Genomic DNA, 15,608 nt, shown 5'->3' with positions numbered 1-15,608 from the left:
CCTACATCATGCGGCTACAATGCGCGGCATTCGGTGCGGTTCGTCTGACAGACCCGTGCGCTGGAATCGGCTGCAAGCCTTGTCCATCAAGGCTTGCAGCCGTATAGCTGCGGTCCGCACCCTCGCCACGCCCGGAAGGAGAAACCCATGGGACAGCGTACGCCTCTGTATGACCTGCACCTCGCGCTCGGCGCGAAGATGGTCGATTTTGGCGGTTGGGACATGCCACTGCATTACGGCTCGCAGGTCGAGGAGCACCACGAAGTGCGCCGCGATTGCGGGGTGTTCGATGTTTCCCATATGACAGTGATCGATGTCACCGGCGCCCAGGCCAAAGCCTGGCTCCAGCATTTGCTGGCCAACGACGTCGAACGTCTGCACCGCCCCGGCCGGGCGTTGTACAGCACCATGCTCAATGAGCGTGGCGGCATCGTCGACGACATGATCGTCTATCGCCTCGACGACGCGTACCGGCTGGTGTTCAACGCCTCGACCCGCGATCAGGATCTGGCCTGGATGAACGCCCAGCTCGGCAATTACGAGGTGCAACTGCACGAGCGCTCCGAGTTGGCGATGCTCGCCATCCAGGGCCCGCAGGCCCGGCACAAGATCGCCGAACTGGTCACCCAGTCGCGCGCCACGCTGATCCAGCAACTCAAACCTTTCGAAGGCGCCATCGACGGCGACTGGTTCATCGCGCGTACCGGTTACACCGGCGAGGATGGCCTGGAAATCTGCCTGCCAGCGAGTCAGGCGCCGGGTTTCTTCAACGACTTGGTCGGTGCGGGTATTTCGCCAATCGGCCTCGGTGCTCGCGACACCTTGCGCGTCGAGGCCGGAATGAACCTGTACGGTCAGGATATTCACCAGGACGTTTCGCCGCTGGCTTCGAACATGGCCTGGAGCATCGCTTGGGAGCCGGCCTCGCGGCAGTTCATCGGCCGCGCGGCGCTGGAGGCGGAAAAAGCCGCCGGCGTGGCGCACAAACTGGTCGGTCTGGTGCTGGAAGAGCGCGGCGTTTTGCGCGCTCACCAAGTGGTTCGCATCGCCGATGTTGGCGAAGGGGAGATCACCAGTGGTAGTTTCTCTCCTACGCTGAGCAAATCGATTGCCCTGGCGCGTGTACCGATGGCAACCGCCGACCGCGCCGAAGTGGAAATCCGTGGCAAGTGGTACCCGGTACGGGTGGTCAAACCGACCTTCGTGCGCCATGGCAAAACCTTGATCTAACCTTTTCTGGCGGGCATGACCGCTGACCAATTTCCGAGGAACCGAAGATGAGCGATATCCCTGCCGAACTGCGTTTTGCCGAAAGTCATGAATGGGCGCGTCTGGAAGCCGACGGCACCGTCACCGTGGGCATCAGCGATCACGCGCAGGAAGCGCTGGGCGACGTGGTGTTCGTCGAGCTGACCGAAGTCGGCAAAGTGTTCGCTGCCGGTGATCAATCCGGCGTGGTCGAGTCGGTAAAAGCCGCATCCGACATCTACGCTCCGGTGAGCGGTGAAGTCATCGCGATCAACGAAGAGCTGAGTGGCTCGCCCGAGCTGCTGAACTCCGACCCGTACGGCGCGTGGATCTTCAAGCTCAAGCCAAGCGACAAGGCCGAGCTGGACAACCTGCTGGATGCTGCTGGGTACAAGGCTGCAATCGGCGAGTAAGTCGCCGGCAACACTCAAAGCCCCGATTCGTCGGGGCTTTTTTATGGGCGCCGAATATCCCTTTGTGGGAGCGAGCCTGCTCGCGAAAGCGCCATATCAGTCAATGCCAAGGTTTCTGAAACACCGCTTCCGCGAGCAGGCTCGCTCCCACAGGGGCGGCGTGATCTTGAAAATTCGCCTGCTATGCTGGTTTGACCGTGTCATTGACGCCAAGCGCCAGCCAGGAGAGCCCGTCATGTCCCAGTCGCCGTCCCTGAGCCAGTTACGCGATCCCGAAGCCTTTCTGCGCCGCCACCTCGGCCCGGATGCCGCCGAGCAGCAGGCGATGCTCGACAGCCTTGGCCTTGGCAGTCGCGCCGAGCTGATCGAGCAGACCGTGCCGCCGGGCATTCGCTTCAATCGCGCACTGGATCTGCCGCCGGCCCTCGACGAACAGACTGCGCTGGCGAAACTGCGCGGTTATGCCGAGCAGAATCAGCTGTTCACCAGCCTGATCGGCATGGGCTATCACGGCACTGTCACGCCGACCGTCATCTTGCGCAACGTGCTGGAAAATCCCGGTTGGTACACCGCGTACACCCCATATCAACCAGAGATCGCCCAGGGCCGGCTCGAAGCGTTGCTCAATTTTCAGCAACTGACCATCGACCTCACCGGCCTGGAACTGGCCAACGCCTCGCTGCTCGATGAGGCTACCGCAGCGGCCGAAGCCATGGCTTTGGCCAAGCGCGTGGCGAAGTCGAAGAGCAATCTGTTTTTTGTGGATGAAAATTGCCATCCGCAAACTCTCTCCGTGGTACAGACCCGCGCCGAAGGTTTCGGCTTCGAGCTGATCGTCGACACGGTGGATAACCTGGCGCAGCACGAGGTATTCGGCGCGCTGCTGCAATACCCCGACACCCACGGCGAAATCCGCGATCTCAAACCCTTGATCAACCACCTGCACGCGCAACAGGCGCTGGCCTGTGTCGCCACCGATTTGCTCAGCCTGCTGGTGCTGACTCCGCCGGGTGAGTTGGGTGCCGATGTGGTGCTCGGTTCGTCCCAGCGTTTCGGTGTGCCGATGGGTTATGGCGGCCCGCACGCGGCGTTCTTCGCCAGCCGCGAGGAATACAAACGAGCGATTCCGGGGCGGATCATCGGTGTGTCGAAAGATGCTCGCGGCAACGTGGCGCTGCGCATGGCCCTGCAAACCCGCGAGCAACATATTCGCCGCGAGAAAGCCAATTCGAACATCTGCACCGCGCAGGTGCTGCTGGCCAATATCGCCAGTTGTTATGCGGTGTATCACGGCCCCGAGGGTTTGAAGCGTATCGCCCAGCGCGTGCATCGCCTGACCTGCATCCTCGCCGCCGGCCTTGAGCGCAACGGCATCAAACGGCTCAACAGGCAGTTCTTCGACACGCTGACGCTGGAGGTCGGCGGTGCGCAAACGGCGATCATCGAAAGTGCTCAGGCAGCGCAGATCAACCTGCGCATTCTTGGTCGCGGCCGCGTCGGTCTGAGTCTGGATGAGACCTGTGATGAACACACCGTGGCGAAACTGTTCGACGTGCTGCTCGGGGCTGATCACGGCTTGAACGTCGATGCGCTGGATGGCGAAGACATGGCTTGTGGAATCCCAGAGCATCTTCAGCGCAGCACACCGTACCTGCGCCATCCGGTGTTCAACGCTCACCACAGCGAAACCGAGATGCTGCGTTACCTCAAACAGCTGGAAAACAAGGATCTGGCGCTCAACCAATCGATGATCCCGCTGGGCTCGTGCACGATGAAGCTCAACGCCACCAGCGAGATGATCCCGATCACCTGGCCGCAGTTCGCCAATCTGCATCCCTTCGTGCCGAGGGAGCAGGCTGTCGGTTACACACTGATGATCGAAGAACTTGAGCGGTGGCTCTGCGCGATCACTGGTTTCGATGCGATCTGCATGCAGCCCAATTCCGGCGCCCAGGGCGAATACGCCGGGCTCCTGGCGATCCGTAAATATCACGAGAGCCGAGGGGAGGGCGCGCGAGATATCTGCCTGATTCCGTCGTCGGCCCACGGCACCAACCCGGCCTCGGCGCAGATGGCCGGGATGCGTGTGGTCATTGTCGAATGCGATGAGGCGGGCAACGTTGATCTGGATGATTTGCAGCTGAAAGCCGCCGAGGCCGGGAACAAGTTGTCGTGCCTGATGGCAACCTATCCGTCGACCCACGGCGTTTACGAGGAAGGCATCAGCGAAATCTGCGCAGTGATCCATCAGCATGGCGGCCAGGTGTATATGGATGGCGCCAATCTCAATGCCCAGGTCGGCCTGGCCAGGCCGGCGGACATTGGCGCCGACGTGTCGCACATGAATCTGCACAAGACCTTTTGCATTCCCCATGGCGGCGGCGGGCCGGGCATGGGCCCGATCGGCGTTCGCGCGCATCTGGCGCCGTTCGTCGCCGGTGGTGCCGATCGACGGGCCGCTGGCGCAGAACGGCGCAGTCAGCGCAGCGCCGTGGGGCAGTGCGAGCATTTTGCCGATCAGCTGGATGTACATCGCCATGATGGGGCCGCAACTGGCGGACGCCAGCGAGGTGGCGATTCTGGCGGCGAATTATCTGGCGCAGCATTTGTCCGGCGCGTTCCCGGTGCTCTACACCGGGCGCAATGGCCGCGTGGCCCATGAATGCATTCTTGATCTGCGCCCACTGAAGGCGCAGACCGGCATCAGCGAGGAAGACGTTGCCAAGCGGCTGATGGATTACGGCTTCCACGCGCCGACCATGTCCTTCCCGGTACCGGGTACGTTGATGGTCGAGCCGACCGAGAGCGAATCCAAGGCAGAACTCGACCGTTTCATCGCGGCGATGCTGAGCATTCGCGCCGAGATCAATGAAGTGCAGAAGGGCAACTGGCCGGGCGAAGACAACCCGCTCAAACGCGCGCCGCATACCCTGGCCGATGTCACTGGAATCTGGGAACGGCCCTACAGCATCGAACAGGGCATCACCCCGGATACGCACACGCGCTTGCACAAATATTGGCCGGCGGTGAATCGGGTGGATAACGTCTACGGCGATCGCAACCTGTATTGCGCCTGTGTCCCGGTGGATGATTACCGCTGATCTCTAAATCCACCACCGTCCCTGTGGGAGCGAGCCTGCTCGCGAAAGCAATCGTCCAGCCAGCATTTTCGGTGACTGGCTCACCGCTTTCGCGAGCAGGCTCGCTCCCACAAGGCATGGTGGTGAGGCGGTAATCCGGGCAAAAAAATGCCGCTCGATCGAGCGGCATTTTTCAGGGTGCGAGGCTTACTCGGAAGCCACGGCGTTCTTCGCCAGGATTGCGTTCGCCAGTTCCATGTCCGAAGCCTGCAGGCCCGGGTTGTCGGCGCGGACTTTCTGCATGGCTGCTTCCAGGTACGGGCCACGGATGCCGCCGTCGCTGGCGACGAAGCTGCCGGCGTCGTCCTGGGCGGCGACGATCAGCTTGTGATCCTTGAACGTCAGGTAGGTCGAACCGGTGGTGGCGCCGGAGGAGATGACGTTACGCCAAAAGCTGTCCGCCATGGCCGAACCAACGGGAAGCGACAGCAGGGCCAAGGTGGCGACAGCGAGTTTGAGACGCATGATGAGGTGACTCCTGGGATTGACTACGGCGTTGGATAGCCGATCCCCAATCCAGTTCCGTGCCGACTCATTTCAACTCACTTTGCGGTGTCACCCGCAGCACTTCCTCCACCGTGGTCAGCCCCGCCGCAACTTTCTGCGCGCCGGACAGGCGCAGGCTGCGCATGCCTTCCTTGAAGGCCTGGCGGCGGATCGCGGTGAGGTCGGTATCCGGGGTGATCAGCGCCTTGAGGCTGTCACTCAGTTGCATGATTTCGTAGACCCCGGCGCGGCCGCGATAACCGGTATCGCGGCATTCCAGGCACCCGATCGCCCGTTGCGCATTGCTCGGCAGTGGCGCTTGCCAGGGCCGGGTCAGGGTTTGCCAGTCTTCATCCTCGAGCGTCAGCGGCGCCTTGCAATGCGGGCACAAGGTGCGCACCAGACGCTGAGCCATGACGCCGAGCACGGTGGCTTTGATCAGGTAATGCGGCACGCCCAGTTCGAGCAAACGGCTGATGGCGCTTGGCGCGTCGTTGGTGTGCAGCGTCGACAGAACCAAGTGCCCGGTGAGCGCGGCCTGAATCGCCATTTCGGCCGTTTCCAGATCGCGGATCTCGCCGATCATGATGATGTCCGGGTCCTGCCGCATCAGGGCGCGCACCCCGGCGGCGAAAGTCAGCTCAATGTTGTGCTGCACCTGCATCTGGTTGAAGGCCGGCTCGACCATTTCGATCGGATCTTCGATGGTGCAGAGGTTGACCTCCGGCGTCGCCAGTTTTTTCAGCGTGGTGTACAGGGTAGTGGTCTTGCCGGAACCGGTCGGCCCGGTGACCAGAATGATGCCGTTGGGCTGGCGGGTCATGTCCTGCCAGCGGCGCAGGTCGTCGGCGCTGAAACCCAACTGGTCGAAATTCTTCAGCAGCACTTCCGGATCGAAAATCCGCATGACCATTTTTTCGCCGAACGCGGTCGGCAAGGTCGATAGCCTCAGCTCCACTTCGCCGCCATCCGGAGTCTTGGTCTTGACCCGGCCGTCCTGGGGTTTGCGCTTTTCCGCGACGTTCATGCGGCCAAGGCTTTTCAGGCGGCTGACGATCGCCATGGTCACCTGCGGCGGGAATTGATAGACGTTGTGCAGCACGCCGTCGATGCGAAAGCGCACGGTGCCGTGCTCACGGCGCGGTTCGATGTGGATATCGCTGGCGCGCTGCTGGAAGGCGTACTGGAACAGCCAGTCGACGATGTTGACGATGTGCGCGTCGTTGGCGTCCGGCTCCTGATCGCTGGCACCGAGATTGAGCAGTTGTTCGAAATTGCCGAGATTGCCGCCCTGGGCGTCGGCATTGCTGGCGCCGCTGACCGATTTGGCCAGCCGGAAAAACTCGACGCTGAAGCGCTGGATGTCGACCGGGTTGGCCACGACCCGTTTGATCGGCAGCTTCAATACGTGGGTCAGGTCAGCTTCCCAACCGCTGACGTAGGGCTGAGCGCTGGCCACGGTGACCGAGTCGCGGTCCACGGCGACGGCGAGAATCTTGTGGCGCTGGGCGAAGGCATAGGACATCAGCGGCGTGATCGCCGCGACATTGATTTTCAGCGGATCAATGCGCAAATACGGCTGACCGGCCTGTTGCGCCAGCCACAGGGTCAGGCTTTCCAGATCCAGATGTTTGCCCGGACGGCTGAGGTCGTCGAGTTGCTGGCTGGCGATGAATTCCAGCGGATGCATCTGCCCGTGAGCAGCATGGCGACGGCGGGCATTGAGCGCCTGTTCCGCCGCGTCCTGGCAGATGAAGCCTTGGGCGACCAGTTCCCGTAACACATCATTGAGGTCCAGCCAGCGGTCCTGAGTGACAAATTGAACGGACATGCGGCTTTCCTTTTTAAGCGTCATGCGCAAAAGGATAGTCGTGGCCCCGCTGACCGTTGGGCCACTACCCGACGAAGCCGTTGCCGGATTTGTCAGCCGGCAGCCTGTGCGGGCGCCTGCCACGCCGCGTCGGCGTTGTGCAGGTCCACCGCGCAGACGCTGATCAGGTTGCGCAGTTTTTCCGCGATCACTTGCGCACGATGCCAGCTCAGGCCGCTCATGAGCAGGTCGATCGACAGCAGATCGTCCTGGCGCTGGACGCTCACTTGCTCCGGCGTCAGACACTGCAAGGCGAACAGATTCAGCACCCGCACCAGCAGATCCGGCTCCGCCTCGGCGAGGATCTGGTACTGCGCCCGGCAGTGGGCGTTATTGACGTTCCAGACATCAGCGCGGGCGGCGGGGCTGTTCACGGCTTCAAGGTGCGGCATGGCGAGTCTCCAAAGTCACTGGAGAAATTTTTACATTCGGCGTGGGGTATTTCTTGGCTATGATCGGCGTCCAAAGCGAAATATCGAAAGATATGATTCGCTGAAGTCGATCTTTGAGGATTTTTTATGCACAGCGAGCTGGACGCCTACGACCGCAAGATTCTCGCCTTGCTCCAGGAAGACGCTTCGCTGTCGAGCGCGCAGATCGCCGAGCAGGTGGGCCTGTCGCAATCGCCGTGCTGGCGGCGGATTCAGCGGATGAAGGAGGAGGGCATCATTCGCGGTCAGGTGACCTTGCTGGATCGCAAGAAGATCGGCCTGAACACGCAGATCTTCGCCGAGATCAAACTCAACGCTCACGGGCGTTCGAATTTCACTGAGTTCACCGAGGCGATCCGCGGCTTTCCGGAAGTGCTGGAGTGTTATGTGCTGATGGGCGCGGTGGATTTCATGCTGCGCATTGTCGCGGCGGACATCGAGGCGTACGAGCGATTCTTCTTCGAGAAGCTGTCGCTGGTCCCGGGGATACAGGAAGTGAATTCGATCGTGGCGCTGTCGGAGATCAAGTCCACCACCAGCCTGCCGGTCTAGTAGGGATGGCCTTTGTGGCGAGGGAATTTTACTGTGGCGGGGGTATTTACTGTGGCGAGGGGATTTATCCCCGATGGACTGCGCAGCAGTCCCCGCTTTTTCAAGAGCGGGGCCGCTTTGCGACCCAGCGGGGATGAATCCCCTCGCCACAGGGGCATCACATGCGCAGGAGGATTTTCCAGGCGCGGTTCTGGTACACCGCAATCGCCTGATGCTTGCGCGCATCGAGCAGTTCGTCGGTGATGGTCGGCTCGTTGGCCAGCTGCGCCAGTTTGTTCAGCTCACCGTACAGGCGATCCATTTCCGGGATGTCCAGCACGTTGCGCGCGTGGTGCAACCAGACCTGAATGCGTTCGATACGCGGCAGTTGTTCAGCGAGATCTTCCGGTTGCTGCTGATAGCGTTGCAGCTGCAGAGCGGTGGCTTCTTCGCCCAACAGACGCGGCAGCCAGCTGTGCAGTTGCGCGTCACCCTGACGGTTGCCACGGGTGTTGCGGTCGGCGGTCCAGGTGCGGGCCAACAGCCAGCGTGAAGCGTTCAGCGAGAACTGGCCCCAGCGCGGGTCTTCCAGCTCTTCGAGGAACTGCTCCGGCGCGGCCTTGCGCACGTCTTCGTCTTCGATGCCGACCTGTACCAGCGGACGCCAGTCTTCCAGCAAGGCATCAAGGGCCACGCGCAGGTCGTGAGTCGATTGACGCGGCGCGGCCTGGCCGAGGCTGCTGAGTAGGGCGCGCATTTCCGCGAGGTTCTCGACCCAGTCCTGCAACAGACGCCAGTGACCGTTGAAGCGATATTGTTCGGCCAGACGCTGACTGCTGCCGAGCAAATGCCAGCTCAGCGCGGCGAAGGCGTCGTCGAGACGGGTTTCAGTGGTCAGCTGCGGCGCTGGCAGGCTCAGCGAGTAGCTGTTGGCGTCGTGCAGGCGATAACCACGCTCGGCCTTGCTGATATCGCATGGCATCAGCGCCAGGGTTTCGGCCAGTTCGGCAGCCAGTTCCAGCAACGCGGCAGGCTCGCCTTCGCGCAGCTCCAGTTCCAGCTCGCAGATTTCTTCCTTCTGCTTGCCGACCACGACGTGACCGAGGTCCAGCGCGGCTTCGATGACCACTTTGGTCTTGCCACGGCCCCAGGCGATTTCGGCGCGCTCGCGAACGAAATCGGTAGTGAAGATCGGCTTGAGGGTTTTCTTGTCCAGCTCGGCCAGTGCCTCGGGCCAGCATTCGCCGTCGAGTTTCTTTACGTCGAGCTTGGCTTTGGGCAACTTCCAGTCGTACTCATTACGCTCGGACAGACCGGCGACGCTCTGGCCACGGGTCTTGAGGGTCTGAATCACTTCGTCACCGTCCTTGCGCAGGCGCAGGGCGACTTTGGCCTGGGCGAGGTCGTGCTCGGGGGTGTCGAAGTACTGGTTCATCAACTCACGGCGTTCCCAGCCACTTTTGTTGCGTTTCTTCAGCAGCGGGTGCTCGCGCAGGGCTGCGAGGGTTTCGCGGCTGACGCGGAGTTTGATTTCAGTTTCTTTTTGCATGGCCGGAACATCCAGAATCGGGAGCGCAGCCGGGGGAATGGGTGGCTGCCAAGGCCGTGCAGTGTACAGGAGTCAAACTTCCTACGCCCTGCGGCGGTTTATTCCGCGCGCCGGATGGTTCTATAGTGGGCCTCAATCCGGGACCTGGAGTCAGTGATGCCATTGCCGTCCATGCAAGACCAGTTCGCCGCGCTGATTGCCGCGCCATCGGTCAGCTGTACCCAACCGAACCTGGACCAGTCCAACCGCGCCGTCATTGATCTGCTCGCTGGCTGGCTCGGTGACCTGGGTTTCAGCTGCGATATCCAGCAGGTCAGCCCCGGCAAATTCAATCTGCTCGCCAGTATCGGCAGCGGCCCCGGCGGCCTGGTGCTGGCCGGGCACAGCGACACCGTGCCTTATGACGACGCGTTGTGGCAGACCGACCCGCTGAAGCTCACTGAAGTCGATGGCCGCTGGGTCGGGCTGGGCAGCTGCGACATGAAGGGCTTCTTCGCGCTGATCATCGAAGCCGTACGGCCGCTGCTCGATCAGCCGTTCAAGCAACCGCTGCTGATCCTCGCCACCTGCGACGAAGAAAGCTCGATGTCCGGCGCCCGAGCGCTGGCCGAGGCCGGGCAACCGCTGGGCCGCGCGGCGGTGATCGGCGAGCCGACCGGGCTCAAGCCGATCCGCATGCACAAAGGCATCATGATGGAGCGCATCGACATCCTCGGGCAGAGCGGCCACTCGTCTGATCCGCGTCTGGGCCACAGCGCCCTTGAAGCGATGCACGATGCCATCGGCGAACTGCGCGGCCTGCGCCTGTTGTGGCAGCGCGAATTCAGCAATCCACAATTCAGCGTGCCGCAACCGACGATGAACTTCGGCTGCATCCATGGTGGCGACAACCCCAATCGCATCTGCGGCCAGTGTTCGCTGGAGTTCGACCTGCGGCCGCTGCCGGGCATGGACCCGAATCTGCTGCGCACGGAAATCCTGCGCAAGCTCAACCCGGTGGCCGAGCGGCATAAGGTGAAGATCGACTACAAGCCGCTGTTCCCGGAAGTGCCGCCGTTCGAACAGTCCGAGGATGCCGAACTGGTGCGCATCGCTGAAAAGCTCACCGGCCATCGCGCCGAAGCAGTAGCGTTCGGCACCGAAGCGCCTTATCTTCAGCGCCTCGGCTGCGAAACCATCGTCCTCGGCCCCGGCGACATTGCCTGCGCGCATCAACCCGGCGAGTACCTTGAAATGTCACGTTTGCAGCCTACCGTGCATCTGATTCGGCAGTTGATTGAACATTACTGCCTGAAGGATTGAACGCATGCCCTGTAGGTGCTGCCGAAGGCTGCGATCTTTTGATCTTGATCTTCAAAGCAACATCAAAAGATCGGCAGCTCCTACAGGGCACAGTTAAATTAGCGGGTATCCAACCCGTATTCATGAGGAGAGCGCGCGTGTCGCCAAGCCTGTTCCGACGATAACCATCAGCCCGCTGTGCGTTTTTCGTTTCGCCCCTTTTTTCGGCTGCTCTTTATTACAGGCCCAGGTTCATGCCCGAATACGTCAATTGGCTTCGCCACGCGTCCCCTTACATCAATGCCCACCGCGATTGCACCTTCGTCGTCATGCTGCCCGGCGACGGCGTCGAGCATCCGAATTTTGGCAATATCGTCCACGACCTGGTCCTGCTGCACAGTCTGGGCGTGCGTCTGGTGCTGGTGCACGGTTCACGCCCGCAGATCGAAACCCGCCTCGCCGCCCGTGGCCTGACCCCGCATTACCATCACGGCATGCGCATCACCGATGCCGCGACCCTGGAATGTGTGATCGATGCGGTCGGCCAGTTACGCATCGCCATCGAAGCGCGCCTGTCGATGGACATGGCTTCGTCGCCGATGCAGGGCTCGCGCCTGCGCGTGGCCAGCGGCAACCTCGTCACCGCGCGGCCGATCGGTGTGCTGGAAGGTGTCGACTATCACCACACCGGTGAAGTGCGGCGGGTTGACCGCAAGGGCATCAATCGCCTGCTCGATGAACGCTCGATCGTATTGCTGTCGCCGCTGGGCTATTCGCCGACCGGCGAAATCTTCAACCTCGCCTGCGAAGATGTCGCCACCCGCGCCGCGATTGATCTGGGCGCGGACAAGCTGCTGTTGTTCGGCGCCGAGCTCGGCCTGATCGACGAGAACGGCAAACTGGTGCGCGAACTGCGCCCGCAGCAAGTGCCGGCACATTTGCAGCGTCTGGGCATGAGCAACTATCAAGCGGAGTTGCTCGATGCCGCCGCCGAAGCCTGCCGTGGCGGCGTGGCGCGCAGTCATATCGTCAGTTACGCCGAAGACGGCGCACTGCTGACCGAACTGTTCACCCGTGACGGTGGCGGTACGCTGGTGGCGCAGGAGCAGTTCGAACTGGTGCGCGAGGCGGCGATTGAAGACGTCGGTGGCCTGCTCGACCTGATCAGTCCGCTGGAAGAGCAGGGCATTCTGGTGCGCCGTTCGCGGGAAGTGCTGGAGCGCGAGATCGAGCAGTTCAGCGTGGTCGAGCGTGAAGGGATGATCATCGCCTGTGCGGCGCTGTATCAGATTGCCGATTCCGATGCCGGCGAGCTGGCGTGTCTGGCGGTGAACCCGGAATACCGCCACGGCGGTCGCGGTGACGAATTGCTCGAACGCATCGAGACCCGGGCGCGGGCGCAGGGTTTGAAAACCCTGTTCGTGCTCACCACGCGTACTGCGCACTGGTTCCGCGAGCGTGGGTTCGAGCCTAGCAGCGTGGAACGCCTGCCAGCGGCACGGGCGTCGCTGTACAACTACCAGCGTAATTCGAAGATCTTCGAAAAGACCCTCTGAACAACAGCGAGGTCTGTGGCGAGGGGATTTATCCCCGCTGGGGCGCGTAGCGGCCCCCTGTGTTTTCACCTGGAAACGCAAGGGGACTGCTGCGCAGTCCAGCGGGGATAAATCCCCTCACCACAGGGTTCTGCATTCAGTCAGAGATGAACTTGGCGCTGACGTACGGCGAATAATCCGCCAGTACCGTCTCGACCTTGCCCTGTTCCTTCAGGAATTTCGCCGTTTCAGCAATGGCCTTCGCGGTGCCGCCATCCAGCAGCGCCGTGGTTTGCTGCGCTTTAGCGTCAGGGAAAGCCGAACCGGCCAGCAGTTCCGGAACGTCCGCCGCGTTGGCACCGGTCAGTTTGGCGATTTTCTGCACAGGCACCGAGTCGGCCGTCCAGCTGTCTTTGTGTGCGGCGTAATCAGCGAACGACTCCAGGGTGACCTTGGCAAACCTGGCCACGACCTCGGGATGCTTCTCGGCAAAATCCTTGCGCGCTACCCACACCTCAAAGGTCGGCGCACCCCACTGGCCGACTTGGGCGGCGTCGGTCAGGGTCTTGCCGGTCTTGCGGATCTCGCCTAGCGCCGGCGACCAGACAAACGCCCCGTCGATGTCGCCACGCTTCCACGCGGCGGCGATTTCCGCCGGTTGCAGGTTGACCACTTTGACTTGCGAAGTATTCAGGCCCCAGTGCTTCAGCGCCCCAAGCAGACTGTAGTGCGAGGTCGACACGAACGGTGTGGCGATGGTTTTACCGATCAGGTCCTGCGGTTTATCGATGCCGCTGCCGTTGCGCACCACCAAGGCTTCGGCGGCATTGATCTGCGCCGAAACGATAAACGCCACGATCGGCAGATTGCGTGAAGCAGCTGCTGCCAGTGGGCTTGAGCCAAGGTTGCCGATCTGCACGTCGCCGGAAGCAATGGCTGTGACGACTTCCGGGCCGCTGTTGAAACGCCGCCACTCGATCTTCTCGCCGATGGTTTTTTCATAAACACCATCGGCCTGCGGCACCTTGCTCGGGTCGATGCCGGTTTGATAGCCCACAATCAGACCGGCGGCCTGTGCGGAAAAACAAAACAGTGCCGACACACAAACTGTAACAAATTGACTTGATAGTGCGCGTTTCGCCATGATGCGTCGCCTTTTCGATGGGATTTGCCGTGTTGGGAGTACGGCAAAGCTAATCGATCTAAAAAAAGGTCAACAAATACCATTTAGGAATGAGCTTAGGCGCCGATACGCTATTTCCCGGCGCGGATGGCCATTAATGGGCCATATACCCGAATGGTATGAAAAAGAATGAATAAATTCTTTTTGGGATTATCAGGAAGTCTTTACGCTGCAGGGACCAAATCACTAGCGATTAGACGATGGTCGTAGACATACAAGGTTACGATTGACTTGGCAGTCACGGTCTGGCGCTAATCGCGAATCTTAGGATTCAGGGCAAATCGACCCCGAACCAGGAACACAAGAATTAGAACGAGAGGAGCGATACATGAACAAGTCCACCTTGGCCCTGGCTGTGGCCGTTGGGGTTATGGCGCAGCAGGCAGGCGCCGCCGGTTTCATCGAAGACAGCAAGGCTACTCTGGGTCTGCGTAACTTCTATATCAACACTGATAACCGTAACGGCAACGCCGAACCTAGTCGCAACGAAGAATGGGGCCAAGGCTTCGATCTGCGTTTCATCTCCGGTTACACCCAAGGCACCGTCGGCTTCGGTATCGATGCCATCGGCCTGTTGGGCGTACGTCTGGATTCGGGCGGCGGCACCAACGGTAACGTTGCCTCCGGCGGTGGCCCAGGCACTGCTTACGGCGGCACTGTTTTCCCAAGCGAATCCAATGGCGAAGCTGTTGATAACTTCTCCAGCCTGGGTCTGACGGCCAAGGCCAAGATCTCCCAGACCGAACTGAAGCTGGGTACTCTGCAGCCGAAGAACCCGGTGATCGTCACCAACGATGGTCGTCTGCTGCCGCAAACCTGGCAGGGTGGCCAGATCACCTCCGGCGAGATCAAGGACCTGACTCTGGTCGGTGGCCAGATCGAGCATGTGAAAGGTCGTAACTCCAGCAACAATGAACAGCTGTCCATCGGTGGTGCAAATGCGCGCACCGCGAACAGCAACAAGTTCATCTATGCCGGTGGCGATTACAAGATCACCAAAGACCTGACGGCCCAGTACTACTACGGCAACCTGGAAAACTTCTACAAGCAGCATTTCCTGGGTCTGGTGCATAACTGGTCGATCGGCCCTGGCGTGCTGAAGTCCGACTTCCGTTACTTCAATAGCTCCGACGACGGTCGTAATGGCGATGAATCTGCCTATTTCAGCAACGGTGCCTACGGCAACAGTTCGCTGGGTAACGGCAAAGGCAAGGTCGACAACAATCTGTACAGCGGCTTGTTCCTGTACACCGTTGCTGGTCATACCTTCGGTGGCGGTTATCAGGTTTCCAACGGTAGCAGCGACTTCCCTTGGCTGAACCAGGGCGATGGTTCGTCGAACTACACCATCACCGACATGCAGATCCAGAAGTTCAACCGTGCCGGCGAGCGCACCTGGCAAGCACGTTACTCCTATGACTTCGCCAAGGTTGGCGTGCCTGGCCTGACCGCAGGCATGGTTTACCTGCGTGGCGACAACGTCGATACCTACGCGAGCCGTGTGCAAACCTCCAATGGCGCTTCCGAGTGGGAACGCGATCTGACCGTGGCGTACGTTGTTCCGGAAGGCCCGTTGAAAAACGTGGGCGTGATGTGGAAAAACGCTACCTGGCGCACCGACATCGCTGGTCAACGCGACCAGGACGAAAACCGCCTGATCCTCAGCTACTCGATCCCGCTGTTGTAATAGCGCTCGAGCAACTGAAGCAAAAAAAAGCCCCGTCCGGCATCGCGCCGGGCGGGGCTTTTGCGTTTCGAGTCAGGCTCACCCCCGTAAGCCTTTCTCGATTTCCCTCTTTGCTGCAACTCAAGGCCTTCTCGAACCTTGTGTTGGATGTTCGTCGCGATGCCGTCTGGTGTCCAATGAACAGATGTTTAATATTCACTAATGATCTAGATATCTAGTTATTTATTCTTTTTCACACTGATTGATCCCGAGCT

11 protein-coding genes and 1 pseudogene are annotated in these 15,608 nt (G+C 60.8%); 7 read left to right on the top strand and 5 right to left on the bottom strand.

What is annotated here, in order from left to right:
* Positions 1-147 precede the first annotated feature (147 nt).
* The 3 genes and pseudogenes from gcvT to gcvP all read left to right on the top strand — a co-directional run bounded on the left by gcvT (position 148) and on the right by gcvP (position 4,762).
* Positions 148-1,230, top strand: a complete 1,083-nt coding sequence (gcvT, locus tag PspCFBP13508_RS10145) for a glycine cleavage system aminomethyltransferase GcvT (RefSeq protein ID WP_137214362.1) — start codon at positions 148-150, stop codon at positions 1,228-1,230.
* A gap of 47 nt (positions 1,231-1,277) precedes the next feature.
* Positions 1,278-1,661 (top strand): glycine cleavage system protein GcvH, encoded by a 384-nt coding sequence (gene gcvH / locus PspCFBP13508_RS10140; RefSeq protein WP_130909950.1) that lies wholly within the window; start codon positions 1,278-1,280, stop codon positions 1,659-1,661.
* A gap of 235 nt (positions 1,662-1,896) precedes the next feature.
* Positions 1,897-4,762, top strand: a pseudogene (gcvP, locus tag PspCFBP13508_RS10135) (aminomethyl-transferring glycine dehydrogenase).
* Between the two features lie 186 nt (positions 4,763-4,948).
* Here gcvP and PspCFBP13508_RS10130 read toward each other — a convergent pair.
* From PspCFBP13508_RS10130 to PspCFBP13508_RS10120, 3 genes are all read right to left on the bottom strand, one after another.
* The gene (locus PspCFBP13508_RS10130) at positions 4,949-5,269 is read right to left on the bottom strand and encodes a DUF2388 domain-containing protein (RefSeq protein WP_172667868.1); all 321 of its coding nucleotides are present in this window, start codon (positions 5,267-5,269) and stop codon (positions 4,949-4,951) included.
* 64 nt (positions 5,270-5,333) lie between these two features.
* The gene (locus tag PspCFBP13508_RS10125; RefSeq protein ID WP_024014732.1) at positions 5,334-7,118 is read right to left on the bottom strand and encodes a GspE/PulE family protein; all 1,785 of its coding nucleotides are present in this window, start codon (positions 7,116-7,118) and stop codon (positions 5,334-5,336) included.
* 92 nt (positions 7,119-7,210) lie between these two features.
* Positions 7,211-7,549: a hypothetical protein gene (locus tag PspCFBP13508_RS10120; RefSeq protein WP_137214361.1), complete on the bottom strand. Its 339-nt coding sequence runs from the start codon at positions 7,547-7,549 to the stop codon at positions 7,211-7,213.
* Between the two features lie 126 nt (positions 7,550-7,675).
* Between PspCFBP13508_RS10120 and PspCFBP13508_RS10115 the strand changes: the two genes are divergently transcribed.
* Positions 7,676-8,140 (top strand): Lrp/AsnC family transcriptional regulator, encoded by a 465-nt coding sequence (locus tag PspCFBP13508_RS10115; RefSeq protein WP_024014730.1) that lies wholly within the window; start codon positions 7,676-7,678, stop codon positions 8,138-8,140.
* 157 nt (positions 8,141-8,297) lie between these two features.
* On the opposite strand, the gene PspCFBP13508_RS10110 is transcribed toward PspCFBP13508_RS10115, so the two are convergent.
* The gene (locus tag PspCFBP13508_RS10110; RefSeq protein WP_137214360.1) at positions 8,298-9,668 is read right to left on the bottom strand and encodes a CYTH domain-containing protein; all 1,371 of its coding nucleotides are present in this window, start codon (positions 9,666-9,668) and stop codon (positions 8,298-8,300) included.
* A gap of 156 nt (positions 9,669-9,824) precedes the next feature.
* Here PspCFBP13508_RS10110 and argE point away from each other — a divergent pair, with 156 nt between their 5' ends.
* Positions 9,825-10,970 (top strand): acetylornithine deacetylase, encoded by a 1,146-nt coding sequence (argE, locus tag PspCFBP13508_RS10105; protein ID WP_137214359.1) that lies wholly within the window; start codon positions 9,825-9,827, stop codon positions 10,968-10,970.
* Between the two features lie 233 nt (positions 10,971-11,203).
* Positions 11,204-12,505 carry an amino-acid N-acetyltransferase gene (gene argA / locus PspCFBP13508_RS10100; RefSeq protein ID WP_016772647.1) on the top strand — a complete coding sequence of 434 codons (1,302 nt, stop codon included), beginning with the start codon at positions 11,204-11,206 and terminating at the stop codon, positions 12,503-12,505.
* 136 nt (positions 12,506-12,641) lie between these two features.
* Here argA and tauA read toward each other — a convergent pair whose 3' ends face one another.
* Positions 12,642-13,631 (bottom strand): taurine ABC transporter substrate-binding protein, encoded by a 990-nt coding sequence (tauA, locus tag PspCFBP13508_RS10095; protein ID WP_137214358.1) that lies wholly within the window; start codon positions 13,629-13,631, stop codon positions 12,642-12,644.
* A gap of 364 nt (positions 13,632-13,995) precedes the next feature.
* Here tauA and PspCFBP13508_RS10090 point away from each other — a divergent pair, with 364 nt between their 5' ends.
* A complete protein-coding gene (locus PspCFBP13508_RS10090) occupies positions 13,996-15,354 on the top strand; it encodes an OprD family porin (protein WP_137214357.1) in 1,359 nt (452 codons plus the stop codon).
* Positions 15,355-15,608: the final 254 nt, after the last annotated feature.

Source organism: Pseudomonas sp. CFBP13508 (genome assembly GCF_005233515.1).
GTDB classification, from domain to species: Bacteria; Pseudomonadota; Gammaproteobacteria; order Pseudomonadales; family Pseudomonadaceae; genus Aquipseudomonas; species Aquipseudomonas mercuritolerans.
The sequence above is the reverse complement of the archived record's forward strand: the minus strand, read 5'-3'. Positions and strand labels throughout refer to the sequence as shown.